The organism is Gammaproteobacteria bacterium (ex Lamellibrachia satsuma) (assembly GCA_019623805.1).
Classification (GTDB): Bacteria; Pseudomonadota; Gammaproteobacteria; order Chromatiales; family Chromatiaceae; genus QGON01.
In genome coordinates, this window is the sequence record CP053680.1 from 4,162,847 (window position 1) to 4,188,171 (window position 25,325).

The following is a 25,325-nucleotide window of genomic DNA, read 5'->3' on the forward strand; positions in this document are numbered from 1 at the left end:
AGGCCCTGTCTACCCATGTGCCTGCCGCTGCAGGATGGTGGAGAACTCCTCCAGAAAATCGTCATAGCGATTGTTGAGCCGCTCCACTTCATTGGAGTAGCGGTTGTAGGCAACCACGGCTGGAATTGCGGCAAAAAGGCCCATGGCGGTGGCGATCAGCGCCTCGGCAATACCGGGTGCGACCAGGGCCAGCGTCGCCTGTTTCACATTTCCCAATGCATGAAAGGAGTTCATGATGCCCCACACGGTTCCGAAGAGTCCGACATAAGGACTGGTCGAACCAACGGTGGCAAGCATTGACAGATGGAGCTCCAGGTCATCCATTTCCCGACTCAAGGCCACGCGCATGGAGCGCTGCGCCCCTTGAACAACAGCCATCGGCTCGATCTGCCCTTTTGTCCGCAAACGGGCAAACTCGCGAAATCCGGCGCGAAAAATCGCCGCCATTCCAGACTGCTCCGCGCCTTCCCGTTCTATCTGGCGGTAGAGTTCTCCCAAATCACCCCCCGACCAGAATCGTTCCTCGAATTCCTCTGCTGCCCGCTTGGCACGACGCAACACTCTGGCCCGATCGAAGATCATGGTCCAGGAGCTGATAGAAGCGAAGATCAGTACAGCAATAACGAACTGAACAACCGGGCTGGCATTTAATATCAGCTGTGCGTAAGAGAGATCACTCGACATCCCCTATCTCCTTGAATAAATTCTCCGGAATCGGAGCAGGACGCATCCTGACCGCATCCACGCAGGCCACCTTTATCCGTCCACTGACCAATAGTGTGTCATCTGATGGGCGCCTGACTTCCTGATAAAAGGTCAGACTGACCCGCCCCTTGCGCGCTATCTGAGCACTGACCTCCAGCGCATCGTTGAATCCTGCAGGCCGATGATAGCTGACATCCACCTGGCTGACCGCGAAGATGACCCCATCCTGCTGCAACATCCGATCCTGCTCAAAACCGAGGCTGCGCAGCCACTCGGTACGGGTCCGCTCCATAAACTTCAGGTAGTTGGCGTAATAGACCACGCCCCCGGAGTCGGTGTCTTCGTAATAGACCCTGACAGGCCAGAGAAACTCTTTCACGCTGCTATCTGTTCCTTCTTTTCGTAGGAGCGGACCCTACAATTGTTCGTCTATATTGAGTACGACGGCTTCATCAAGTTCCCCGCAATCATCAGGTCAGCTCACGATTTGCCAAACAGGTCCTCACGACCGGGCATCACTTCCCCCTCTTTTGGCGATAGACCAAAATGGAGATAGGCTGCCTGGGTGGCGACCCGTCCTCTGGGGGTGCGCATCATAAACCCCTGTTGGATAAGATAGGGTTCCAGTACATCCTCGATGGTACCCCGCTCCTCGCCAATGGCAGCCGCCAGATTATCCACACCGACGGGGCCGCCATCGAACTTTTCGATCACCGCCAGCAGAAGGTGACGATCCATGTTGTCGAAACCGTTACTGTCCACTTTAAGCATCCCCAGTGCCCGATCCGCCAGATCGGCCGAGATATGCCCGTCTCCCTTTACCTGTGCATAGTCCCGCACCCGGCGCAGCAGACGGTTGGCAATACGCGGTGTACCCCGGGAACGGCGGGCAATCTCCACCGCACCGGCATCATCGATACCGATATTCAGGATACCGGCAGAACGGCCCACTATGTGGGCCAGATCAGCAGCGCTGTAGAACTCCAGGCGCTGTACGATGCCGAACCGGTCCCGCAGGGGCGAAGTCAACAGCCCGGCACGGGTTGTGGCGCCAACCAGGGTGAATGGTGGCAGATCGAGCTTGATGGAGCGCGCTGCCGGTCCTTCGCCGATCATGATGTCGAGTTGAAAATCCTCCAGCGCAGGATAGAGCACCTCCTCCACCACCGGACTCAAGCGATGGATCTCATCCACGAAGAGCACGTCGTGGGGCTCCAGATTGGTCAGCAGAGCCGCCAGGTCGCCTGGCTTTTCCAACACCGGCCCCGAGGTCTGGCGCAGGTTAACCTCCATCTCGTTGGCGATGATGTGGGCCAATGTGGTCTTACCCAGTCCTGGGGGACCAAAGATCAAGACGTGGTCGAGCGCCTCGTTGCGTCCCTTTGCGGCTGGAATGAATATCTCCATCTGCTCCAGCACAGCGGGCTGCCCGACATAGTCCTTCAGTCGTTTCGGTCGAATTGCGCGGTCGATGGCGGCATCGTCACCAATTACCTCGCCATCGATCAGTCTGTTTTCCCCATCCACTGTTATCTACCCTTTCTTTGCCGCGCTCTGCAATGCAAGCCGAATCAGTGCCTCGCTTTCGAGTCCCTCACCTTCCACAGCCTTGACCATACGCCCGGCATCCAGCGGTTTGTAACCCAGCGCCACCAGTGCCGCCACCGCATCGGAGACAGGCGTCTGGGGACGACCGGCAACCGTTCCAACAGCACCGGCTGCAGAGGGTGAAATACCCAATTTAGTCAGACGGTCGCGCATCTCGACAATCAGCCGCTCTGCAGTCTTCTTGCCGATACCGGGCAACCGCACCAGCGAAGCGATATCTTCATTCTGCACACTGCTGCTGAACTCATCAGCCGTCATGCCGGAGAGTATGCCGAGTGCCATCTTCGCCCCTACCCCGTTGACCTTGAGCAGGCTGCGGAACAGGGCGCGCTCCCCCTCACTGGCGAAGGCATAAAGCACATGGGCATCGTCACGAATCGCAAGATGGGTGTGGAGTGTGATGGTGACGCCAACATCCGGCAGGTTGAAGAAGGTGGACATTGGTGCTTCAAGTTCATAGCCGACGCCATTCACATCCAGCAACAGATGAGGGGCCTGCTTTTCGGCTATCTCTCCACGCAACCGACCGATCATCTTGCCCGTCCTACGGCCAAACGGCCAAGTGTGGTGTTCGTATTGGCGTGACTCAGCGCCACGGCCAGCGCATCGGCAGCATCTTCCTGCGGGTTTTCGGCCAGCTTGAGGATGAGTTTTACCATGTGCTGAACCTGCTCCTTCTCAGCAGAGCCGGTTCCCACCACCGCCTTCTTGATACTGCGTGGGGTGTATTCGGCCACTGCCAGTCCCCGACTCACACCGGCACAGATTGCAGCGCCTCTCGCGTGACCCAGTTTCAGCGCGGATGAGGGGTTTTTCGATACGAAAACCTGCTCTACAGCCATCACCTCAGGGCGATAGGATTCAATCACCTCACTGATCTCAGCAAATATCTGGCCCAGCCGGGGAGGAAGCTCCTTCCCTTTGAGGCGAAGTGTGCCGTGGGCGACGTGGACGGCATTGATGCCATCACTGTCGATAATGCCGAAGCCGGTCACCCTTGAGCCGGGGTCGATGCCGAGGATACGAATCATTCAGCCCAGGGCATCCAGAATTTCGTCGGAGATCTCGGCATTGGTGTAGACATTCTGCACGTCGTCCAGGTCTTCGAGCATATCGACCATGCGCAGCAGTGTGTCGGCGTCTTTCTCATCGAGGGCTGCGCCGGTGGAGGCGCTGAAGGTGACTTCAGCGTTGTCCGGCTCAAATCCCGCTGCGATCATAGCATCTTTGACTGCAGTGAACTCCTCCGGTGTGGTCACAACATCGACTGAACCATCGTCATTTCCGATGACATCCTCAGCACCGGCTTCCAGGGCTGCTTCCATCACTGCATCCTCATCCACACCTTCGGCATAGCTGATCACGCCCTGTTTGTTGAACATGTAGGCCACGGAACCATCGGTACCGAGATTTCCACCCAGCTTGCTGAAGGCATGGCGCACCTCAGCCGCAGTACGGTTACGGTTGTCGGTCATGCAATCCACGATTACCGCAGTGCCACCGGGACCGTAGCCCTCATAACGAATCTCATCGTAATTCTCGCCCTCTGCCCCACCAGCGCCACGTTTTACCGCGCGCTCGATGGTGTCCTTCGGCATATTGGCGTTGAGTCCCTTGTCCACCGCCAGACGCAGTCGGGGATTGGCGTCGATATCACCACCACCCATGCGGGCCGCTACAGTGATTTCACGAATCAGTTTGGTCCAGATCTTGCCGCGCTTTTTATCGTTGGCGGCCTTCTTATGCTTGATATTGGCCCATTTACTGTGTCCAGCCATGGTGACTCCCCTGAGAAGTATAAAATGGCACGAATTCTACCATTCCCCCCGCCGGGCAGAAACCATTGAAGCAGTGATTTGCCCATAATCCTGGCGGACTCGAAAGAACCGGGCCTATCGTGGTGGAAGCCGAACTCACGCGGCGAGGCTCAGCGCCTACGGTAGTCAGTCAGAATGAAAACAAATATAGTCCGTGATTTACCCAGGATAATTCAGCATGCTGATATTGCTGAATTTGATCTCTGACCCGGCTACAGCATCGCCAAACAGAAAACCCTGAACCAGATCGCAGCCAAGCTCGTTAAGTAGCATTTTCTGATGCTCTGTCTCCACCCCTTCTGCGACCACATCCAGCTCCATGATTTTCGCCAGACTGATGATGGCCGTGACGATAGCGGCCCGGTCTTTGTTGATCTCCATATTCTGCACGAAGCTGCGGTCTATCTTCAAAATATGGATGGGGAAGCGCTGCAGATGTTCTAGCGATGAATAGCCGGTTCCGAAGTCATCGATAGCAAGTTTTATCCCCATCGTCGATAGTTGAGTCAGTTGATCGATGGCCCGGTCAGTATCCTGCATGAGGCTGCTTTCCGTAATCTCCAGCATTAGATATTTAGGAGAGAGCCCCGACTGCTCCAAGGTCTCTTCGATCAATCTGACCAACCCTGGAGTTGAGAGTTGTCTGCCAGAGAGGTTGACGGCAACATGATCGGGCACCAGCCCGGTCTCGCGCCACTGGACCATCTGTTGACAGGCCTCTTTCAGTACCCACTCGCCGACGGGAACCACCAGGCCCGTCTCCTCCAGAACAGGGAGGAAGCTGTCCGGTAACTGCATCGATCCATCCAGTTGTCTCCAGCGCAGCAGTGCCTCAACGGCTTCTACCTTCCCGCTTGTGAGATTGATCTGTGGTTGATAGCAAAGTTCAAATTCGGCGTTATCCAATGCGCGTCTCAGGCCGTGTTCAAGCCGCAGAAACTCGGTGGCGCGAATATTCATGTCCGCAGTGTAGAATTCGAACCCATTGGACTTTTTTTCCTTCGAGCGATACATGGCTGTATCGGCATGCCGAATCAGCGATTCGGCATTCTCCGCATCATCCGGGAAAATGCTAATGCCGATGCTTGTACCGGCAAAGAGTTCATAGTCATCAATCTGGAAAGGACGCTGAAACAGAGCCAGGATCTTTTCTGCCAGGGCGATGATGTCATCTGCCTTCTGAATATTCGGGATAACGAACGTGAACTCATCGCCACCAAAGCGTGCCACTGTATCCGCAGCACGCTTGGCATTCTGAAATCGCTCCGCCACTGCCTTCAGCAGACGATCTCCCACCTGATGCCCTAAAGTATCATTGATATTTTTGAATCGATCCAGATCAAGAAACATCAATGCCAGACGGCTTTTTTCCCGTGCAGCCAGCTGCAACATCTGATTAAGGCGGTCAATAAAAAGCGCCCGGTTCGGCAGTCCGGTAACCAGGTCGAAATAGGCAAGATTGTGAATCTGTTGCGCCGCAGCGTGACGTTCTGTCATATCTTGCGAAACAAAGACCATGCCTTGATGGTGTTGGGAATGGGATAACAGGGCAGCGGACAAAAGCACCGGAACACTACTGCCGTCGTGCCGGATAAAGGTTGCATCCTCGGCATTGACATCCTCCTGTTCCAGGATGAGTTCATACCACTCCAATTGGTCGGACTTTGCCGGCAGCACCGAACTGAGGGGACTGTCCAGCAACTCATCTTCGTTGTAGCCTGTCAGATTGGAAAAAGCGCGGTTCACCCTTTTGATCATTCCCTGCCGATCCGTTACCAACAGGGCATCCTTCATGCTGAAGAGGATCTCGTCCAGATACTCTTTTGAAATGGTTGTTTTTTCGAGTTGTCGCCCCATCTTTTCCAAAGCATGGGCCAAGTCGCCAATTTCATCAGGACGCTCGATCTGACTCGATGCCCGGTAGTCGTGGGCGCCGATACGTTCGGCAAGCCTGGCAAGCTTCCCGATAGGTGAGGTGAGATGGTTCGCGACAAGGGTGGCAGCCAGAATACCTATTCCACTTAAAGCGATTCCCAACAACAAGACCGCGTAGATGTTGCGTTGACTATGGTGACTGCTGATCGATTCCAATCGCTTGTTTGATTGCGCCAGAGTTTTCTGCATCTCCTCCAGCGAAACACCGATCAGAATGCCGCCGAGCACAACACCCTCGCTGATGAATATTGGTGTCGCCAGATCCAGATGATTGTCCTCAATCTTGCTTTTTACCGATTTTTCTTGCAGTGAATTTGCGACGATTTGATGCCCGGTTGTCTTTCCAAATCCAGGAATTGTCTCTTTGCCGTCGTGGATGATTCTGCCTTGGGCATCGTAGACCATGGCATAGACAATATCGTGCTGAGAGACTGCGGTGCGCAGCAGCGTACCAATACTTTCCATGTCCAGTTCATAGAGCGGATTGACCAGACTTTGCGCAAGGACCTCTGCCAGGGTCTGTCCCTGGTGTTCCAACTGTTTAAAATGGACCTCCTTCAAGGCCGATGCGCTTGCGCTCTGATAGTCTTCGAAGGCCTCGTCGAACTGCAGGAAAAGTATCGTTGATACAGCCAAAACAACCCCTATGATCAGTATGAACATAATCATCGAGTATTTGCTCTGAAGGCGTGTTCCTATCAACGCAGTTTACCTGCCAATCTGTCCATCTGTTGCCTGACGACCTCCAATACGGCGTTGGTTTCGTCATCAATTTCGTCGAACCGTGCTGTACGCTGATAGGAATAAAGCACATCGCCGGCATCAGGATCACTATCAGCCTCAAGAAGAATTTTCTTGAGGCGTGCCTTGATTGCTGGATCCATGCCGGAACGAACCAATTCAAATCCTCTGGGCATTTTTTCAGCTCGATGGAAGATACGCAGATCTTTCTTGAAAGAAGGGGGGGTATGATCAGGTGTGTTCCAGTCAAGATCGTTATATGCACCGGCATCAGCAAACCCCTGATGAACCCAGGTTGCAATGTTTATCTCTCCACCTGCAAAGCCGTAACCCACCTTATCCGGCGATGGTGTACTGCGGATGGTGTTGAGTTTTTCCGGATGCAACCCCTCCCCAAAGAGAATAGTCATAGGCACAAAAAAGGCTGTAGTCGAACCCGGGTCCTCTAAAGCAATACGTCTTCCCTGAAGATCCTTCAGAGCGTGAATACCACTCTCTTTCCGTGTAAAAAAAACCGTATGATAGCCGGGCACACCTTTTTTCCACTTCCGCAGAATGATCTCCGCACCCGCCTGATCACGAAAGGCCAGGGATGAAAAAACTGTCTCGGTCACCCAGTCGACCTTCCCTTCCCTGAGATAGCGAATCATCTGTGCATTATTCCTAGCCATTAAAACCCGGGTATGGGTAATGCCGAGGTCCCTCATCTTTTCCCCTACATAATCGACCATCGGCTTGAGGCGGATAAAGTGTTTACGTGGGCTGTCGCTGACCTTGCCGATAACCAGTGTCTGGGCTCGGAGAGCTTTTGAACCTGAAGCGACTGCATGACCAGAGACATAGAGCAAAATCGACACTGACAGAATGCATCTGATGAGTCTCAATATTGATGCCCCTTTTACGTCAGATCCAGTAGATGCGCATCAGAAATCATATTGGCCACGAACCTGAAAGATGTGCGGATCATCCTCTTCTCCTGCCGCATCTGGCTCGGAATTGACAACGATGTAGTTGGCCATGAATCGGATATTCGGATTGACGTACCAATTGACCCCCGCTGTGGCATTCCACTCTCTGCCGCCTTCGATATCCTGATCGTCCAGGTCGAGATGACTGTAACGCAGCGCCATCTCCCAGGCACCGGTGCCTTCTCCCCAACCAAAGTTGCTATAGGGGGTAATGCGGCCGAAACGCCCCTGCGTGTGATCGTAGTTACGCGACTCGCCGGTGAGGAACCAACTGCCGGCAACGTAAAAACCATGGAAATCCAGACTCTCCATGTAGTCCTCTGAATTGACATAGGTCCGAACAAACTCACCTTGCAACGAAACCGGACCATGCACCATTGCAGCCTCCACTCCGATGCTGGTGGTATGTTCCATATGCTGGATCTTGTATTTCGATTTCCTGGTTTCGTATTGATTGGTATCCAGCAGGTAGTTGTTTGAATCCACTAAATGGGATTCCGGGTCGGTTCTGATACGAAAGACCGCCTCGTCATCCGAATCCCCTCCATAGGTGCGGGCAGTGCTGGAGAGGCCAAGATGCAAGACCCTGGTGTCGGTTGCAACCGGTGCCCAAGTGCCGCGCAGACTAGCGCCCCATCCTTCGTCGTCGAGCCGGTCATCCCCATCATCCGCACCCTCACCAAAGATGCTGCCTGCCAGACTCCACTGACCACCATAGGTTTCGAAACCAACGCCGACATTTCGCCCCGGCGTCATGGCATTGATCAATGAGCGTTCCATGAATGTCTGGTTGGCTGAAGCGGTCATCTCCTCCAGGCTGAATGGTGTTTTAAACAGGCCAACCTTGAAACGGCTGTCACCCAGCGTGCGATATCCAAGCCAGGCATCCTTCAAACCGACATCCTCACCGGCAAAGTCGATCTCCAGTTCGTATTCCCATGGACCGAAGAGCGTACCTTCAGCGCCAATGCGGGCGTACCGAATCTCTGCGGCGTTTCCCATATCTGTGATATCACTGTCATACCAGGCGGCATCTGCCGCTATCTGTGCAGTGAGCTGAAAACTTGATCTGCCGTCGTAGGACTCCGCCTTTACGCTGCCCCCCTGGGTGGAGACCATGACATCCACTGGTTCGGAGGTGGGTAGCGGGAGAGTTTGTTGTGCCAGCGGCTGTTTTGAGGATGGCGTGGGATCTTCTGCCGTCATGGCCGCCTTGAGTTGCTGGTGCTGGGCCTCTGTCAAGGTCCCGTTTTCCTTGAGCATGTCGATGAGCAGCAGCATTTGTTGTGGTCCAGCCTGAGCCAAATGCGGAGATAAGACTCCTGCTAATGTGAGGACACACGCTAGCTTATTACGCATACAAATTTCCCAATTACGACTGACTATTTATCAGAACCAGCCCGCATAGTACATAGTTATGAAACCTCGGTACACCTGCCCGTCTTCTGCGGGAATTTACTTCTTTTATATGGCAGAACGACTGACCAAGTGGGTGCTGCAGGTAAACACAGTAGAGCGATGACCCGGAAAAAGATCCCCGCTACAAGCAGACGGGATATAAATTGTAGGTACGATTCGCAGCAAGCTGCGGGAAATCTAACCCAGAGATTGAAGCCGCTGAGTGTGAGATGTCTGAAAGAGTGATTTTTTCTTGTTTCGAGTGGTCCCCCGCGCTACCGGGATAGAACCTCGTCCACACGTTTCAGATCATCCTCGGTATCCACCCCGTGTCCTGCAGCCTCAATTGCCTGACTGATATGAATCTTCCCACCGTGCCAAAGCACTCTCAGCTGTTCCAGGGATTCCGCCTGTTCGAGCGGAGCGTGAGCCCAGGAGACAAACTGCTTCAGATAACCTGCACGATAGGCATAAAGGCCGATATGACGGCTGAATGCCACAGCGGAAGGGAGGGATTCTCTGCCTTCGAGAAACTCATCCCGGTGCCAGGGAATCGGCGCCCGGCTGAAATAGAGTGCGTAACCTTCAATATCTGTCACGACCTTCACAATATGGGGATCGAATAGCATCTCATGGGATTCAATGGGGGCCGAGAGCGTGGTAACACCTGCCGGCTCGTGACTCTGCATATCGGCGGCCACCTGATCGATCAACGACGCCGGCATGGTGGGCTCGTCACCCTGCAGATTCACCACGATGGTATCTGCGGCCCATTGCAGCTGCTCCACCACTTCGGCAATCCTGTCAGAACCGCTACGATGGTGCGCGGCGGTCATACAGACTTCTGCGCCAAAGGCCTTGGCCGTCTGACTGATGCGTTCATCATCTGTTGCGATGACCACTTCGTCAGCACCACTCTCCCGGGCTCGTTCGTAGACGTGCTGGATCATGGGCCTGCCTGCAATCTTCCGCAGTGGTTTTCCCGGCAGACGAACCGATGAGTAACGTGCTGGAATGACAACTTTGAAATCCATATCGATCAGCCCTCGGGTACCTCTTCATCCGCCGCCAGTTCGCGCGCTTCGTCCTGCAACATTACCGGAATGTCATCCCTGATCGGGAATGCCAGCCGATCAACCCTGCAGATAAGCTCTGCTGCTTTCTTATCATAGTAGAGATTGCCTTTGCAGAGCGGGCAAACAAGAATATCGAGCAGTTTATTATCCATTACACAACCTGTTGATGATTTGCGTCAGCTGTTGGATGAATCCGTCATCGAGCCTCGCGTCAGCGGGAACGTACCAGAGGCTTTTTCCCGCGAATGGTGTGCACTTTACCGCATCTTTCTCCGTCATGAGAACCGTCTTTTTTTGCAAAGGCAAAAGATCTTCTTCCACAAACGGGTGATGGTCCGGAAAGGGGTGGCGATTGATTCTCAGTCCGGCCGCTTCGAGCATGCTGAAAAAGCGTTCGGGATTACCGATGGCGGCGACAGCTTCGATCGGCTGCCCTGTGAACTCCGACAGACTTCGCTGCTGCTCGTTGTCAGCCAACAGCCGCGCTTTTTCTCCTTCAACCCGCATTTGAAAAGCATCGTGACGAAGTGGTTTCTCACCATTGACTACCAGCAGATCTACCTGATTGAGTCGGAATTGCCGCTCCCGGAGGGGACCGGCAGGGAGGCATAGTCCGTTGCCGAAGCCCCTTTTTCCGTCGATGACGACGATCTCTGCATCCCGTTGCAGCGCGTAGTGCTGCAAGCCATCGTCGGAGAGAATCAGGTCGCATGGATGTGCCGCTAGCAGCGCACGGGCCACGTCGGGACGATTAGGACCGGCAAAGACCGGACATCCCGAGCGACGTGCAAGCAGTACAGCCTCGTCCCCCACTTCCGACGCGCTACTATCGACCGTAACCTCACGCGGCCAGGAGTCGGCCTTGCCACCATATCCTCGGGTGATGATGCCCGGCTGCAATCCTCTGCCCTTCAACCACTCTGCGAGCCAGATGACCAGCGGAGTCTTACCGGTGCCGCCGACGGTGATATTGCCTATGATGATAACCGGAACCGATATCCGCTCACGGCTCAGAAGACCGGTCCGATAGGCAATCCGGCGTAGCCATGACAACAGACAGAAGAGCAGGGAAAACGGCAGGAGGATCAGACTGACCGGGTTCCATCCTTCCCAGTAGTGATCGATGCTTTTCAAGGACTCTTCGGCTTATGCGCAGCAAAAGTCATGTGCAGAAAACCGAGCTGGCTTGCTGCATCCATCACCGTCATTACCGATTGGTGGGGCGTCTTGGCGTCCGCATTAATGATGACCGGAAGGTCTTTCTTCTCCCCTGCGGCTTTTGTGATGGCCTTTTTCAGGGTTTCGATCTCGGTATTGATGACTTCCTGCTGATTGACGTAGAAGGTACCCGACGCATCAATGGTAATATCGAGCACATCCGCCGCTGTCTGCGCCTCTTCTCCGGCAGCTTCCGGCAGCTCAACCTCAATCTGGGTCTCCCGGTCGAAGGTGGTCGAAACCATGAAGAAGATCAGCAGCAGGAAAACCACGTCGATCAACGGCGTGATATCGACCTCAATGGCTTTTTTTCGGTGCGGCCGCAGGTTCACCCGGAGACCCGTTCCCGCTCACCGTGGATCACCTCCACCAGTTTCAATGCCTGCTCCTCCATGCCCAGCACCAGTTTATCGACAAGCCCGGTGAAATAGCGATGGAACATCAGACTGGGAATGGCAACGGAGAGACCGGCCGCCGTGGTTATTAGTGCTTCGGAAATGCCGCCGGCCAAAACGCCCGGATCGCCGACCCCTGCAGTCACGATGGCGCCGAACACTTTGATCATTCCAAATACTGTACCCAATAACCCCAGCAGTGGTGCAATGGAAGCGATGGTACCCAAGGTGTTGAGGTAGCGTTCAAGTTCCAGCACCACCTGACGTCCCACCTCTTCAATACTCTCTTTCATGACCTCTTTGGAGTGGTGCCGATTCACCATGCCAGCAGCAAGGATTCGCCCGAGAGGAGAGCTTTTGCGTAATTTCTCCAGATCGGCGCGCTCTAGCTGATTCTCATTGTGTAATTTCCAAAGTTGCTGCATCAAAATTGCAGGCATTACCCTTCTGCGGCGAAGGGACCAGAAGCGTTCCAGGACAATCGCGAGGGCAACGATGGAACAGGCAATGATGGGAGCCATGAGCAACCCGCCCGCTTTTACAAATTCAAACACTGTAGTCTGGACCTCTTGGGAATATACTGATAATCATACTGTATCTGTGCATGGCTCCGAAAGGGAACGGGTTCACTCATTCCAGGAGGTGCTCCAGTAGTGACGCCTCTCCCGACGAATGCGATAGGGCTTCCCGAGTCCTGATTCCGGATGAAAATCGATTTGAATGGCACCCTCCTCCGCACTGTTGAGCAACTTTGCTCCCAAGTCACGCCAACGCTGTTGGACATCTGCTTTGGGAAAACCAAACCGGTTTCGGTAGCCGGTCGGGAACAACACATATTCCGGTCTCACCCTATCGACAAACGGTTGGGTGGAGGATGTCGCAGAGCCGTGATGCGGCGCGATCAGAACATCGCTTTTCAGATCCTGACCATATCTCTCTACCAGCCATTTCTCCGCCTGTTGCTCCACATCACCGGGAATCAGTAATGATCCACCGCTTCCCGCGACTCTCAATACGCAGGAAGCTTCATTGCCCGTCAGAAATTTTTCGCTTCCATCCGGATGCAGTATCTCAAATGAGACGCCATCCCACTGCCACGACATACCGGAACGGCAGTAACTAAAATTGGGAACAGCCATGGATTCGCCCCCGATCAGATCCACCACCGTTATCCCCTTGAGCAAGGGCGCTACACCGCCGGAATGGTCCTGATCGCCATTGCTTACCACCAGTCGATCTATCTGCTCTATACCCCGGCTGTGGAGATAGGGCAGGAGCGCAGCCTCTGCGGTATTGAATCCGGAAGGAAAAGCGGGGCCTGTGTCGTAGACAAGCTGGTGCCGCTCGGTTTCCACTACCGCGGACAATCCCTGTCCCACATCAAGCAGGGTGAGTCTGAATCCGCCTGGAGGTGGACGCTGTGGTGAACTGAATACCAGAGGCAGTAGCAGTAATACACCAGCCCCGCGCACCGGCAAGCCGCCAGGCAGGAGAAATAGCAGTATTCCCCCCATCGCCCCAGCCCAGACCCAGAGCGGCTGGTCAGGTAGAAATAGTGCGGCAAAACTGATGTCGGCCGCCCATTCGATAATCACCAGGGTATAAGTGACGCAGAGTTCCGCCAGCTTCGCCCACAAAGCCGCTGCCGCTGGAAAGCTCAATAGCGGCAATCCAAAAAGGACCAGGGGCACCAACACAAGAGTAAACCAGGGCACCAGTAGCAGATTGACCAGGGGGGCGACCAGAGATGCCCGTCCAAACTGTATAAAAAGTAAGGGGGCCAGTCCCAGTGCAACCACCCATTGAATTCGACCCCATTGGTGCCAACCTGTCGGCCGTCCGATCCGCCCTGTGACCGATAGTAGAATCACGCCAACCGCCCCGAAGGAGAGCCAAAACCCTGCAGAAAGCATTGCTGCCGGATCGAGCAGCATCACAAGAAATAGCGCCATGCTGAACGAACGGCCAATCACAGGGGTACGCCCGAATAGTGTTGCCCCAAGTACCAGATAGAGCATAATCAAAGCCCGCTGGGTAGGCAGGGAAAAACCCGCCAACATGGCATATAGGGTTCCACCCAATAACCCGGATATTGCACCGACTTTTGGCGCTGGCAACCACAACATCAAATTCGGCCATTGTCGCCACAACCACTGGCCAAGAAAGAACATCAGACCCGCCACAATCCGATGTGGAGTCCGGAGATTGCAATGAGGTGGTTGGTGCCGGTTCGGGTAAATGCCTCCCAATCACTGCTGGAGATTCCACCCCGATCACCAATCGCCAAGGCACGAATCAGACCTGATGCCTTATGTGACTCTACCAAGTGCTCTATTTCGTTGCCGATTCGATGGCGTACACGGTCGATGATGTAGCTGAAATCATCTTCACCCAGCAGTTGGTTTTCGGTACTGTGTTGCACGTAACCTGTGGCGCGAATTCTGCGGCTGTAGAGCCATTTCCCATAGTCGAACCCTGCTGGATTCTGCAATCCTCTGGGTCTTTTCAGTCTGACCTGCAACTGCCAGCGCTGCCCGGGAAGCAAGGTGCCGTCAAAACGATACCAGTTGAGTCGAACCCGCCCCTGCAGAGATTCAGAACCACGCTTCGACTGCACAGCCTCCAGCTCAAACTCAAATCGATTGATGGATGATGTCTGTTTAGGGAGAGAGGCAACCACACCGGTAACAATGAGGGTTTCCCCTTCAAGTGAAAGTGGCATTGCTTGTGAAAGCTGGAGCCAGGCAAAGAGAAAGGCCCAAAGCCCACCGGCAAGCAGCGCAGACAGGAACCGTGTCAGTCGTGAAACCCAAAATAGAGGAAGAGTCGCAACAGCGCCGAACCAAGCGGGTTCAGGCAACACCGGCAGCAACTGGAAGAGTGCTGTTCCGGTGACAAAGGCGAGCAGAATAAATGTCATGAAACATCCCTGTCATGAAAACTTCAGCAGCTTTTTGTGGCGCATCCTGCCCCACCGTGATTCAATAGTATTAACCGCACAGATCCCGACGTATTATCTTCGCGGAAGCCATGCCAAAACATCTGATAAAACGTATTACACCTGACCATGACACCATCCGCAACCATAAGCATTTGCGGGTGTTTGGGACATTGCTACATGATGCCAATCTATGGCATCTGAATCGTAGATCTGCTGCGGGCGCTTTTGCGGTGGGACTCTTTATGGCCTTTATGCCGGTACCCTTTCAGATGCTGCTTGCGGCTGCTGCTGCCATCATCTGCCGGGTCAATCTTCCCCTGTCCGTGGCGCTCGTCTGGATCACCAATCCACTCACCATCCCTCCGATCTTCTTTCTTGCCTATCTGGTGGGCAGCACGGTACTAGGTTCACCGCAGGACACGCAGGCCTTTGAGTTCAGCGTTGATGGGCTGCAAAACGGCCTCGATGGGCTATGGGCGCCTTTTCTGTTGGGCTGCCTGATCTGCGGCACTTTTTTTTCCCTGGTCGGTTACTTCACCATTCGGGGTCTTTGGCGCTGGCATGTCATCAATCACTGGAGACGGCGCAGTCATCGCCACTCATAAGGAATCCAGGGATTCCTCTGTCCTCAAGCGGCCATCGATCAGCTGCCAGGTGTGATCCATGCGGGCTGCCAAATCAGGATCATGGGTTACGATCACGAAACTAGTGCCCTGCTCCCGGTTGAGTTCCAGCATCAGTTCGTAGACATGCTCAGCAGTGCGCCGGTCAAGATTACCTGTAGGTTCATCAGCCAGTACACAGGCTGGTGAGTGAACCAGCGCCCGGGCCAGAGCCGCACGCTGTCTTTCTCCGCCGGACATTTCACCTGGCTTATGTTGAATTCTCGCGCCGAGGCCTACTCTATCAAGGATCTCGCCGGCCTTTCTGCGTGCATCGGAAACCGTATTCCCGCCAATAAGCAGCGGCATGGCGACATTTTCCAGCGCAGTGAATTCGGCCAACAGGTGGTGGAACTGGTAGACGAAACCCAGTTTCCTATTACGCAGCTTTCCTCTTGCCCGTTCGCCCAATGACAACAGCTCCTCACCAGATAACTGGACCCGTCCCCCATCGGGCTGATCCAAGCCACCCAGGCAGTGCAGCAGTGTACTCTTGCCCGACCCGGAGCTGCCGACAATCGCGATCCGCTCGCCCCGTCGAATGGTCATATCGACTCCACGGAGTACTTCCACCCGCAGATCACCTTGAGAGAAGGTTCGTACTATGCCCTCAGCCTGTAGCACAACTTCCCGGCTACTCATAGCGTAGCGCCTCAGCCGGTTGGGTACGGGAGGCCTTCCAGGCTGGATAGAGGGTTGCCAGCAGAGTGATCAGAAACGCCGTAACGCCAATGGAGAGGATATCTTCCATATGAGGATCGGAAGGGAGCTTGCTGATGTAGTAGATGTTAGGATCGAGAAAATCGATATTGAATACACCTTCGACCCAGCTGACGATCGCCTCTACATTGGTCGCAAGTAACAGCCCACCGATCATGCCGAGGATATTGCCGACAAAGCCGATAGCCGCACCCTGAACCATAAAGATTCCCATGATGGTGCCCGGTGAAGCGCCCAATGTTCGCAGAATGGCAATATCGGCCTGCTTATCGGTAACCACCATCACCAGAGTCGAAACGATATTAAACGCAGCCACCGCCACAATCAGCGAAAGAATGATCGACATCATGCGTTTTTCGGTCTGTAGCGCGGAAAAGAAATTGCGGTGCTGCATGGTCCAGTCACTGATGCGGTAGTAACCCCCCATCTTGAGGGCCAGTTCCCGGGAAACCTTCGGCGCCAGAAAGAGGTCATCCAGCTTCAGACGCACACCGGTTACGCTGTCGCTGAGTCGCATCAATTTGGCGGCATCCTGCAGGTGCAAAAGCGCGACCCCTCTGTCGTACTCACCCATGCCTACTTCAAAGATACCACTCACCGTAAACCTTTTTAGACGGGGCATGATGCCTGCGGGTGTGACATTGATCTGCGGTGTTACCAGCGTTACCTTCTCCCCCACCCCGACGCCAAGCAGGTAGGCGAGTTCCTGTCCAAGAATAATCCCATAGCTGCCTGGCTTTAGATCGTCGATGCTCCCCTTCTTCACGGCAGTCACCACATCAGAAACCTTGCCCTCTTCAGCAGGCAGAATCCCCCTTAGCAGCACACCGCTGACCTTCTGACCGTTGATAAGCATGCCCTGACCTTCGACATACGGCGCACGTCCAATGACATGGGGATTCTTTCCCGCCATTGCTTCCACCTCGCGCCAGTCTGTGAGGCCACCCCGCACTGCGGAAATAGTGGCATGTGACGCCATTCCGAGAATTCGTTCACGGACTTCCTTGTGAAAGCCGTTCATAACTGAGAGCACAACAATCAGCGCTATCACGCCCAGCATGATGCCGAGCATGGAGATTGTCGAAATGAACGAGATGAAATGATTACGCCGTTTCGCCCGGGTATATCGCATCCCGATGAAGAGTTCGAGGGGTTTATACATAGCCCGGCATTAAACCACAGTAGGCATTAAAAGACCCCAAGTTTTCTATAGTTAGGCAAGAGTGCTATATTTATTTTTAGATTGCAGAAATGCAAACAAGCCTTAAGGAGTTGTTCCTGATGAGATTCCCAATTTCGCTCTTTCTTGCAGCCAGTCTGCTGATTGCGGTCACCCCCGCTCACTCTGATGTATTACTGCTCGACGCTATTAATGAGGCGCCGCTCAACAGTGAAGAGGGGATTCCTCGTCCAAATCGCGGCATGACGATGAAACAGGTCAAAACAGATTTCGGAGAGCCTGCCATGGAACATCCCTGGGTGGGTTTTCCACCAATCACACGCTGGGACTATGCGGACTTTTCAGTTTTTTTTGAACGCGAATATGTCTTGAACTCTGTGGTTCGCCGCCAATAACAGCCCACCCATCTTTCGTCAATTTTTTCCGCAAATGAAGAAAAATCCGTAAACAACTAAAGTATAACCCACATAAAAGTCTACAAAAGTAGGTAACTTGGTCACAAGTCGCATTTTTTTCAATTTCCGCAGTAGCCTTACGGGAATAAATGTTTTATATTTGCGTCGCAATAAAACAAAGTATAGGCAACCAGCCGTAAGAGCTGGAGCACGAATGCCGGTTGGCATTTATTGGAGGACATAATGAAATATCTGCTTGCGTTGGCAGTTGCTTTTTCATTGACCTTGGTCTGGCAGACTTCAAGTCGGGCAGACCGCCCTTTATTGTTACAGGATGTCGGGCACGAACAGGTTGTGAAACATTCGCCTCGGACGGTAATGGTCGACCCCTATCGGGCGTCACCACTTCGTTAGTATTCTGCCCTGGCCTGCGGTTAACCGCCGGTCAGGGACATTACCCTGACAACCTCTCCAGGATTTTCATTGAATTCGTGACGTGCAGGCTTGCGGGCGATTGCTTCAAGAATCACCTCTTTCAACCCCTCATCACTGATGCCTTGGCGCATTAGAGGGCGCAATTCTGCATTGTCGTGCTTGCCGAGACAGAGATAGAGCGTTCCTTCAACAGAGATGCGTACTCGATTACAACTCTCGCAGAAGTGCTGCGACATGGGCGTAATGAAACCGATACGCAGGTTCGTCTCTTTCACTCTGACATAGGAAGCAGGGCCTGCGCCTCGCATGACTGCAGGTTCCAGCTGAAATCGCTCTTCAAGATCAGCCTTGATCTCTTTTAAGCTGATAAATCGATCTGTGGCACTCTTACCCGTTTCACCGACAGGCATGGTCTCGATAAAGCGGAGGGTGAAATCATGCTCAAGGCAAAAATCAACCATCTCACCAATCTCATGGTCGTTAATCCCTTTCATCACTACCATGTTGATCTTGATGGGGTTTAATCCCACTTCCTTGGCAGCCATCAGGCCATCGAGTACGTTCCCCAGATCACCCTGTGTAATCTCACGAAAACTGTCAGGATTCAATGAATCCAGGCTCACATTGATGCGGCTCACGCCGCTTTGCTTTAGCGAAGCAGCATGCTTTGCCAGTTGGGATGCATTGGTGCTGAGGGAGAGATCCTCTATCTGAGGCAGCGCACCAATACGGCGTACCATCTCCGGCAGCTCCTTCCTTACCAGAGGCTCGCCGCCAGTCAGTCTGACCTTGCTGATGCCCATCTCGGAAAAAACACGGACAAGACGCTCAACCTCATCCAGGGTCAGCCAACTGTCAGGCTGAGAAAAGTCCTTGTACCCTTTTGGAATGCAGTAAAAACAGCGGAAATCACAGCGGTCTGTCACTGACAAACGGAGATATTCGATGTTACGACCAAATGGGTCTATCAACATGTCATTTGCTTCTCTCGTGGCTTGAACATTTCCAATGTTTGCTGATTGTAGCCTATCGCCAAACAACAGATGCACTTCCGCAAGCCGTGTTTTGTTACGCTAAGGGTATATTTTTTAAGAAAAAATCTGATGGATAAACAAATCCTTCAATATCTGGCTGGTCTTTTCCGCAGAGTGAACAAAACATTCACTCTACGGTCAAAACTATCCAACTATTTCTCTTAAATACCGGCTAACCGTTTGATTTCCGGTCAACCGACAAACAACCGTCGTTATTAGTAAGCAATAATTGCGCCTAAATTGAATTCCTACTCTTCTGCTTCGCCAGGCAGATCAGCTGCAGGGTCATAACCTGCGGGCAGTGAATGCGCGATGCCTTTGTGGCAGTCTATACAGGTATATCCCGCCTCAATTGCCTCATCGTGTCGATCCGCACTACGTTCTGCTTGACGATCAAAATCCATGGAATCGAAGTTATGGCAATTTCGACACTCACGAGAGTCGGTATCTTTCATTTCCTTCCAAACATTCTGCGCCAGTTCCAGGCGTTTTTCCTCGAATTTCTCCACCGTATCGATGGTCCCCAGCATCTTGTGATAGAGCTCGTTACTGGCCTTGATCTTACGAATAATCTTATGGATCCACTCCTTGGGTACATGGCAGTCCGGGCAGGTGGCGCGCACTCCGGTTCTGTTACTGAAGTGAATAGTCTCCTGCAACTCTTGGTAAACAGCCTGTTCCATCTCATGGCAGGAAATGCAGAATTCTTCAGTATTCGTTGCCTCCATTGCGGTGTTGAAACCACCCCAGAGGATAATACCCGCTACGATTCCAATCAGAATCAGGGTGAAGCCACCCATTCTCTTGCCATTGCTCATGATCTTTTACCTGAATTACAGAAAATCTAGTTGGAAAAATAATGCGCCCCGACCCAAATAAGGACGGGGCGCATCGGTTGCTGAAATATACCTTATTTCGCGCCTTCGAACATATTCTTGACCAGCGGTTCGGCTCCCATCTGGGTAGCGTGGCACTGGTTACAGAAGTAACGGCGGCTGGAAATGGTGCTTTGAGTCTTGCCGTCGCGTGTTACGTAATGGCTGTCACCCACTTTAGGAGATTTTTCCTTCTTGTAGGTTTTCTCACTATGGCACTTCATACAGCCATTGTTCTTCAGATTGATCTGATACTTGTCAGTCGTGTGAGGCACCATCGGTGGCTGCTGTTTGTAACTGCGGGCGATACCGCCCTTAATAGACTGAACCGTCTTCTTAGCAGGTTTCTCAGCCATTGCATTGAGATCACTGTTACCGCGTAGAGACATCACTTCAGACATTGCTGATGCTGTAAAAAACAGAGTCAGCACTGCAGTCATCATGACCAGAATAGTTTTCTTCATTTCATTCTCCATCATCGCTCTATATATGAGTTGCGAATTCATAAGCAAGCCCATTAAGTATGGACCTCGTGTTTCTTAATCACTTCGGGATTTGACCTTTCGGTCCCGGAGACGGAACGACCGCCATAACTAAAAACATCTTTTGCACAAATATCGATACAGCGCCCACAATTGGTACAGTCAGAAGAGAGGATTACCGGGCTGATGCCCTTTTTTTCCCCTTTCAATGCCGGCCTGATCACATGCGGTTCAGGACAGACGACGAAGCACTCCATGCAGTCGTTGCACTCAGCCCTGTTGCTGGCGTTGACACGCAACAGACTTCGGCTCCCGATCAGGTTATAGAAGGCGCCGACCGGACAGAGACGTCCGCACCAGCCTTCTTTAGTCACCAGCAAATCAAAGAGAAAGACCGCCAATATCACCACCCAGGTCGCCCCCATTCCGAAGACAATGCCTCGGAACATCATGGAGACAGGGTTGATCAGTTCCCAGATGATACCCCCGGAAACCACCAGTGGCAGAATCAGGGTCAGGGCAAGCATCCAGTAGCGGGAGTTACGGGAGATCTGAGAAGTCGTCCTGATACCCAACATCCGCCGCAACCAACTGGCCAGATCGGTGACCATATTCACCGGACAGACCCAGGAGCAGTAGACCCGTCCACCCACTACGAAGTAGAAGAGCAGGACGAGTACCACACCTATGATGGCAGCGGTCTCGGGCACCACGCCGGAAAGCACCGCTTGCAGCAGCACATGCGGATCGGTCAGCGGCAGAATATCCAGCGTCAGACTCGATGCCAGATTACCTTTCACTATCCACACCCCGAGAACGGGGCCGGCGAGGAACAGGGCGAGAATCCCCAGTTGACTCAAACGTCTCAGGATCAGCCATTTATGGGCTTTCATCCAGCCCTTGGCCGCAATGGAGTCGTCGCCTAATGTCGTCAGATCAACCATTACTTCTTATCCATGAAACTGCTATTGAGTGAATCCAAAGGATTGGAAGAGAACGGTGTCTCCTCCGGCTTCTCTTCAATGATCAGACCTTCGCCCTGCAAGTCATAACGCACACCCTCTGGGAGGTTGTATTTGTGCTCTATGTCCGGCGTGACCAAGGCCTTACCCGCTTTCTCTTTCTCCTTCCAGCCAAGTCGATAATGTTTACCCAGTTCGCCCTTCGCAAGATCTGTCGGAAACACCTTGATCGCTGCTTCATCCAGGATGCATGCCCGCTCGCAGAGACCGCAGCCGGTACAGGCGTCGGAGTGCACCACTGGAATAAACAGTGCGTGCTTTCCGGACCTGACGTTATGCTGCAAATCCAGCGTTATGGCCCTGCCCCGGATCGGACAGACGTTGAAACAGACCTCACAGCGAAGACCGTGAAAGGCAATGCAGGTCTCCTGATCCACCACTACCGCCAGTCCCATGCGGGACTCCTCGATATCGGTAAGACCATGATCCAGGGCGTTAGTCGGACAGGCAGCGATACAGGGGATGTCCTCACACATTTCGCAAGGCCCGGTGCGGGCCACGAAATAGGGAGTTCCCGTTGCAACGTCGTCACCGACTTCACCAAGGAACAGCATGTCGTACGGACAGTCCCGTACGCACAACCCACAACGGATACAGGCACCAAGAAAATCTTCTTCCGGCAGGGCGCCCGGTGGACGAAGATAGTGGGCAGGGAGGGAAGAGGCTCTGTTTGAGTAGATGCCCAATCCCATGCCAACCAATCCGACCCCACAGGCTGTCTTGAGCATGTTGCCCAGAAACTGCCGTCTGTTCATCCCATGTTTTTTGTCTGTATCTGACATTACTAACCGGTTGTTATCGATTGCAAATGTTTTTAGTTATGACGGTCTCCGGTCTGGCGAACCAGACCGGATTCCGTCTTCTTAGGCCTTACTGATCTTCACCGCACACTTTTTGTAATCCGTCTCTTTCGAGAGTGGATCAGTGGCGTCGAGGGTCAGTTTATTGACCAGACGACCAGCATCGAACCAGGGAACGAACACCAGACCTTCAGGCGTCTTGTTTCGTCCCTTGGTGTCAACACGGCAGACGATCTCACCACGACGAGAGACAATCTTGGCCATTTGACCATTACGCAGTTTGCGCTTCTTGGCATCCTTCTTGTGCATGAACACCACGGCATCCGGTACGGCGCGATAGAGCTCAGGCACACGGCGGGTCATGGAACCCGAGTGCCAATGCTCAAGAACACGACCGGTGCAAAGCCACAGGTTGTACTCCTTGTCCGGCATTTCCGCTGCTGGTTCGTAAGGACCAAAGATGATGTTGGCCTTCTTGTCCTTGGCACCGTAGAACTGGACTTCACTGCCCTTCTCTACATGCGGATCGTAACCTTCACGGAAGCGCCACAGGGTCTCCTTACCATCGATCACAGGCCAGCGCAGCCCGCGTGCCTTGTGATAGGTATCGAAGTCCGCCATCTCGTGGCCCTTCTTGGGGATACCAGGCACGGAGTTGAACAACCGGTACTCTTCGAAAAGCCCCTTCTGCACGTAGTAGCCGAAGTGGTCCATCTCATCGTTGCCGTACTCGTTGCCACGATCATCAGTGATCTGCTGTTTCGGGAACTTATCTATCTGACCGTTGGTGTAGAGAACCTCATAAAGGGTTTTGCCCGCATATTCAGGTTGTTTGGCGATAAGATCCTCCGGCCAGACATCCTCCACTTTTACATACTTGGAGAACTCCATGAGCTGCCACAGATCGGAACGGGACTCACCCGGCCCTTGAACCTGCTGACGCCAGAACTGGGTGCGTCGCTCTGCATTACCATAGGCACCCTCTTTCTCGATCCACATGGAAGTCGGCAGGACCAGATCGGCCGCCTGCGCAGATACCGTGGGATAGGGGTCGGTAACGGTGATGAAGTTGGCTGGGTCACGCCAACCGGGGAGAGATTCCTCGTTCATGTTGGCAGCGGCCTGCATATTGTTGTTACACATGACCCAGAAGCAGTTCATCTTGCGGTCTTTGAGCGCACGATGCATGGCGACCGCGTGGATCAGGGTCTTGCCCATTGGCTTCCCGCTGATGTCCGATTGAGCAGCCTTATCTGACATACCGTTATGTCTTGGAATGGTGCCTGCTGGCAGCTTCCAGACTTTCTCAGCAAATTTGCAATGTGCATCCTTCTTGACGACGAGATCGGCAGGCAGACGATGGGTAAAGGTACCTACTTCACGTGCGGTGCCGCAAGCAGATGGCTGACCGGTCAGTGAGAAGGGGCTGTTACCAGGCTCTGAGATCTTGCCCATCAGCAGATGGATGTTATAGACCAGACCGTTCATCCAGACACCGCGGGTGTGCTGGTTCATGCCCATGGTCCAGAAGGAGGAGACCTTCTTATTGGGATCAGCATAGGCCTCGGCCAGTTTGATCAGCTTCTTCTTTGGCACACCGGAAAGCTTGCTGGCTTTTTCAACAGTGTACTCAGAGACCAGCTTCGCATACTCATCAAAGGCGATCTTGTTGAACTTGCCCTTGTTGGGGTTCTTCGCAGCCTTCTGCAGAGGATGACTCGGACGTAAGCCATAACCGATATCGGTGGTGGTCTTGTTGAAGTTAACGTGCTTGCCGATGAAGTCCTTGTTGTAGGCCTTCTTCTGAATGATGTAATTGGCGATAAAGTTGGCGATCGCCAGATCACTCTGAGGCTCGAAGATAATCGAGTTGTCCGACAGCTCATAACAACGATGCTCATAGGTGGAGAGCACGTGTACTTCACAGCCTGTTTTGGTCAGACGGGTATCGGTAAGACGTGACCAGAGGATGGGATGCATCTCTGCCATATTCGCGCCCCAGAGGACGAAAACATCAGCGTGTTCAAGATCATCGTAACAACCCATGGGCTCATCAATGCGGAAGGCGCGCATGAAGGCACCTACAGCTGAGGCCATGCAGTGACGGGCATTGGGGTCAATACTATTGGAACGGAAACCCGCTTTCATGAGTTTGGCAGCAGCATATCCTTCCCAGACGGTCCACTGTCCGGAGCCGAACATGCCGACACCCTTGGCACCCTTGGCCTTGCGGGCTGCGACCCATTTCTCGGCCATAGTCTTGAACGCTTCTTCCCAGGAAACTGCCTCGAACTTGCCGTTCTTGTCGTACTTGCCGTTGGTCTTGCGCAGCATCGGCTGGGTCACACGATCCTGTCCGTAGAGAATCTTCGGCAGGAAGTAACCTTTGATGCAGTTCAGGCCCTTGTTGACCGGCGCATCAGGATCACCCTGGCTGGCCACAACCTTGCCGTCTTTGACACCCATGAGAACACTACAGCCGGTACCACAGTAGCGGCAGGCTGCCTTATCCCAACGGATACCATCGTCGCCGTCAGCTGCTGTAGCGGTTTTAATCGCCGGCAGGGTTACACCCGCCACCGAAGCCGCAGCAGCAACTGCATTGCTCTTAATAAAGTCGCGTCTAGTTAATTTCACGTTTCATATCCTCCATCGATTCCTCACCACCATAGTGATAAATCAGAATTGTACTCACTACCCCTTTAACTCCATTCATCGCATTCATCGTATCGGACACTGGGGAAACTGTTTCCCCTTCATCTTCAACAGTGACGATCAATTTGTCGGCATCCTCACCGCCATGGACTTCAACACCTGTTATTTTTTCCAGCCGCCTGGAGACGACAGGCCCCTTCTCCGGCTTTGTATGCACAACAAGACTACAAATATTCATAAGATTGGGATTCCTCCGGGTATCG

The 25,325-nt window shown here is 53.3% G+C and carries 28 protein-coding genes; 3 read left to right on the forward strand and 25 right to left on the reverse strand.

What is annotated here, in order from left to right; all coding sequences use genetic code 11:
• Positions 1 to 9 precede the first annotated feature (9 nt).
• From tolQ to HPY30_17985, 16 genes are all read right to left on the reverse strand, one after another.
• Positions 10 to 684: a protein TolQ gene (tolQ, locus tag HPY30_17910; GenBank protein ID QYZ67696.1), complete on the reverse strand. Its 675-nt coding sequence runs from the start codon at positions 682 to 684 to the stop codon at positions 10 to 12.
• Positions 674 to 1,084, reverse strand: a complete 411-nt coding sequence (ybgC, locus tag HPY30_17915) for a tol-pal system-associated acyl-CoA thioesterase (protein QYZ67697.1) — start codon at positions 1,082 to 1,084, stop codon at positions 674 to 676. The genes tolQ and ybgC overlap by 11 nt, the downstream gene beginning before the upstream one ends.
• A 101-nt stretch (positions 1,085 to 1,185) precedes the next feature.
• The gene (ruvB, locus tag HPY30_17920) at positions 1,186 to 2,232 is read right to left on the reverse strand and encodes a Holliday junction branch migration DNA helicase RuvB (protein QYZ67698.1); all 1,047 of its coding nucleotides are present in this window, start codon (positions 2,230 to 2,232) and stop codon (positions 1,186 to 1,188) included.
• Positions 2,233 to 2,238: 6 nt separating this feature from the next.
• On the reverse strand, positions 2,239 to 2,847 hold the full coding sequence (gene ruvA, locus HPY30_17925) for a Holliday junction branch migration protein RuvA (GenBank protein QYZ67699.1): 609 nt from the start codon (positions 2,845 to 2,847) through the stop codon (positions 2,239 to 2,241).
• Positions 2,844 to 3,344, reverse strand: a complete 501-nt coding sequence (ruvC, locus tag HPY30_17930) for a crossover junction endodeoxyribonuclease RuvC (protein QYZ67700.1) — start codon at positions 3,342 to 3,344, stop codon at positions 2,844 to 2,846. The genes ruvA and ruvC overlap by 4 nt, the downstream gene beginning before the upstream one ends.
• Positions 3,345 to 4,091, reverse strand: a complete 747-nt coding sequence (locus HPY30_17935; protein QYZ67701.1) for a YebC/PmpR family DNA-binding transcriptional regulator — start codon at positions 4,089 to 4,091, stop codon at positions 3,345 to 3,347.
• Positions 4,092 to 4,289: 198 nt separating this feature from the next.
• Entirely contained in the window at positions 4,290 to 6,686 is a 2,397-nt protein-coding gene (locus tag HPY30_17940; GenBank protein ID QYZ68121.1) for an EAL domain-containing protein, read from the reverse strand.
• 77 nt (positions 6,687 to 6,763) lie between these two features.
• The gene (locus HPY30_17945) at positions 6,764 to 7,537 is read right to left on the reverse strand and encodes a phosphate/phosphite/phosphonate ABC transporter substrate-binding protein (protein QYZ68122.1); all 774 of its coding nucleotides are present in this window, start codon (positions 7,535 to 7,537) and stop codon (positions 6,764 to 6,766) included.
• Positions 7,538 to 7,729: 192 nt separating this feature from the next.
• Positions 7,730 to 9,133 (reverse strand): porin, encoded by a 1,404-nt coding sequence (locus tag HPY30_17950; GenBank protein ID QYZ67702.1) that lies wholly within the window; start codon positions 9,131 to 9,133, stop codon positions 7,730 to 7,732.
• A gap of 314 nt (positions 9,134 to 9,447) precedes the next feature.
• Positions 9,448 to 10,206 carry a 3-deoxy-manno-octulosonate cytidylyltransferase gene (gene kdsB / locus HPY30_17955; protein ID QYZ67703.1) on the reverse strand — a complete coding sequence of 253 codons (759 nt, stop codon included), beginning with the start codon at positions 10,204 to 10,206 and terminating at the stop codon, positions 9,448 to 9,450.
• 5 nt (positions 10,207 to 10,211) lie between these two features.
• The gene (locus HPY30_17960) at positions 10,212 to 10,400 is read right to left on the reverse strand and encodes a Trm112 family protein (GenBank protein QYZ67704.1); all 189 of its coding nucleotides are present in this window, start codon (positions 10,398 to 10,400) and stop codon (positions 10,212 to 10,214) included.
• Positions 10,393 to 11,382: a tetraacyldisaccharide 4'-kinase gene (locus HPY30_17965; GenBank protein ID QYZ67705.1), complete on the reverse strand. Its 990-nt coding sequence runs from the start codon at positions 11,380 to 11,382 to the stop codon at positions 10,393 to 10,395. The genes HPY30_17960 and HPY30_17965 overlap by 8 nt, the downstream gene beginning before the upstream one ends.
• Positions 11,379 to 11,798, reverse strand: a complete 420-nt coding sequence (locus tag HPY30_17970; protein QYZ67706.1) for a biopolymer transporter ExbD — start codon at positions 11,796 to 11,798, stop codon at positions 11,379 to 11,381. The genes HPY30_17965 and HPY30_17970 overlap by 4 nt, the downstream gene beginning before the upstream one ends.
• Entirely contained in the window at positions 11,795 to 12,415 is a 621-nt protein-coding gene (locus HPY30_17975) for a MotA/TolQ/ExbB proton channel family protein (GenBank protein ID QYZ67707.1), read from the reverse strand. Before HPY30_17975 ends, HPY30_17970 begins: the two co-directional genes overlap by 4 nt.
• Positions 12,416 to 12,487: 72 nt before the next feature.
• The gene (locus HPY30_17980) at positions 12,488 to 13,978 is read right to left on the reverse strand and encodes a DNA internalization-related competence protein ComEC/Rec2 (GenBank protein ID QYZ67708.1); all 1,491 of its coding nucleotides are present in this window, start codon (positions 13,976 to 13,978) and stop codon (positions 12,488 to 12,490) included.
• 53 nt (positions 13,979 to 14,031) lie between these two features.
• Positions 14,032 to 14,781, reverse strand: coding sequence for a DUF4131 domain-containing protein (locus HPY30_17985; GenBank protein ID QYZ68123.1), 750 nt, complete (start codon positions 14,779 to 14,781; stop codon positions 14,032 to 14,034).
• A 110-nt stretch (positions 14,782 to 14,891) separates the two neighbouring features.
• Here HPY30_17985 and HPY30_17990 point away from each other — a divergent pair, with 110 nt between their 5' ends.
• Positions 14,892 to 15,407 (forward strand): DUF2062 domain-containing protein, encoded by a 516-nt coding sequence (locus HPY30_17990; GenBank protein ID QYZ67709.1) that lies wholly within the window; start codon positions 14,892 to 14,894, stop codon positions 15,405 to 15,407.
• Here the strand turns inward: HPY30_17990 and lolD are convergent.
• Positions 15,402 to 16,106 carry a lipoprotein-releasing ABC transporter ATP-binding protein LolD gene (gene lolD, locus HPY30_17995; protein QYZ67710.1) on the reverse strand — a complete coding sequence of 235 codons (705 nt, stop codon included), beginning with the start codon at positions 16,104 to 16,106 and terminating at the stop codon, positions 15,402 to 15,404. The two genes, HPY30_17990 and lolD, sit on opposite strands and share 6 nt — an antisense overlap.
• Entirely contained in the window at positions 16,099 to 17,346 is a 1,248-nt protein-coding gene (locus HPY30_18000; GenBank protein QYZ67711.1) for a lipoprotein-releasing ABC transporter permease subunit, read from the reverse strand. The genes lolD and HPY30_18000 overlap by 8 nt, the downstream gene beginning before the upstream one ends.
• 119 nt (positions 17,347 to 17,465) lie before the next feature.
• On the opposite strand from HPY30_18000, the gene HPY30_18005 reads away from it, so the two are divergent.
• Entirely contained in the window at positions 17,466 to 17,759 is a 294-nt protein-coding gene (locus tag HPY30_18005; GenBank protein QYZ67712.1) for a hypothetical protein, read from the forward strand.
• 243 nt (positions 17,760 to 18,002) lie between these two features.
• Positions 18,003 to 18,173, forward strand: coding sequence for a hypothetical protein (locus HPY30_18010; GenBank protein QYZ67713.1), 171 nt, complete (start codon positions 18,003 to 18,005; stop codon positions 18,171 to 18,173).
• A 20-nt stretch (positions 18,174 to 18,193) separates the two neighbouring features.
• On the opposite strand, the gene moaA is transcribed toward HPY30_18010, so the two are convergent.
• The 7 genes from moaA to HPY30_18045 all read right to left on the reverse strand — a co-directional run bounded on the left by moaA (position 18,194) and on the right by HPY30_18045 (position 25,300).
• Entirely contained in the window at positions 18,194 to 19,168 is a 975-nt protein-coding gene (gene moaA / locus HPY30_18015; GenBank protein ID QYZ67714.1) for a GTP 3',8-cyclase MoaA, read from the reverse strand.
• A 308-nt stretch (positions 19,169 to 19,476) separates the two neighbouring features.
• Positions 19,477 to 20,046: a butanol dehydrogenase gene (locus HPY30_18020; protein QYZ67715.1), complete on the reverse strand. Its 570-nt coding sequence runs from the start codon at positions 20,044 to 20,046 to the stop codon at positions 19,477 to 19,479.
• Positions 20,047 to 20,138: 92 nt separating this feature from the next.
• Positions 20,139 to 20,621, reverse strand: a complete 483-nt coding sequence (locus HPY30_18025) for a nitrate reductase cytochrome c-type subunit (GenBank protein ID QYZ67716.1) — start codon at positions 20,619 to 20,621, stop codon at positions 20,139 to 20,141.
• A complete protein-coding gene (gene napH / locus HPY30_18030) occupies positions 20,621 to 21,529 on the reverse strand; it encodes a quinol dehydrogenase ferredoxin subunit NapH (GenBank protein ID QYZ67717.1) in 909 nt (302 codons plus the stop codon). Before napH ends, HPY30_18025 begins: the two co-directional genes overlap by 1 nt.
• Positions 21,529 to 22,389, reverse strand: coding sequence for a ferredoxin-type protein NapG (gene napG, locus HPY30_18035; GenBank protein ID QYZ67718.1), 861 nt, complete (start codon positions 22,387 to 22,389; stop codon positions 21,529 to 21,531). The genes napH and napG overlap by 1 nt, the downstream gene beginning before the upstream one ends.
• A gap of 81 nt (positions 22,390 to 22,470) precedes the next feature.
• Positions 22,471 to 25,044, reverse strand: a complete 2,574-nt coding sequence (gene napA, locus HPY30_18040; protein ID QYZ67719.1) for a nitrate reductase catalytic subunit NapA — start codon at positions 25,042 to 25,044, stop codon at positions 22,471 to 22,473.
• Complete coding sequence (locus HPY30_18045; protein QYZ67720.1) at positions 25,031 to 25,300, reverse strand: chaperone NapD; 270 nt, start codon at positions 25,298 to 25,300, stop codon at positions 25,031 to 25,033. Before HPY30_18045 ends, napA begins: the two co-directional genes overlap by 14 nt.
• Positions 25,301 to 25,325 lie beyond the last annotated feature (25 nt).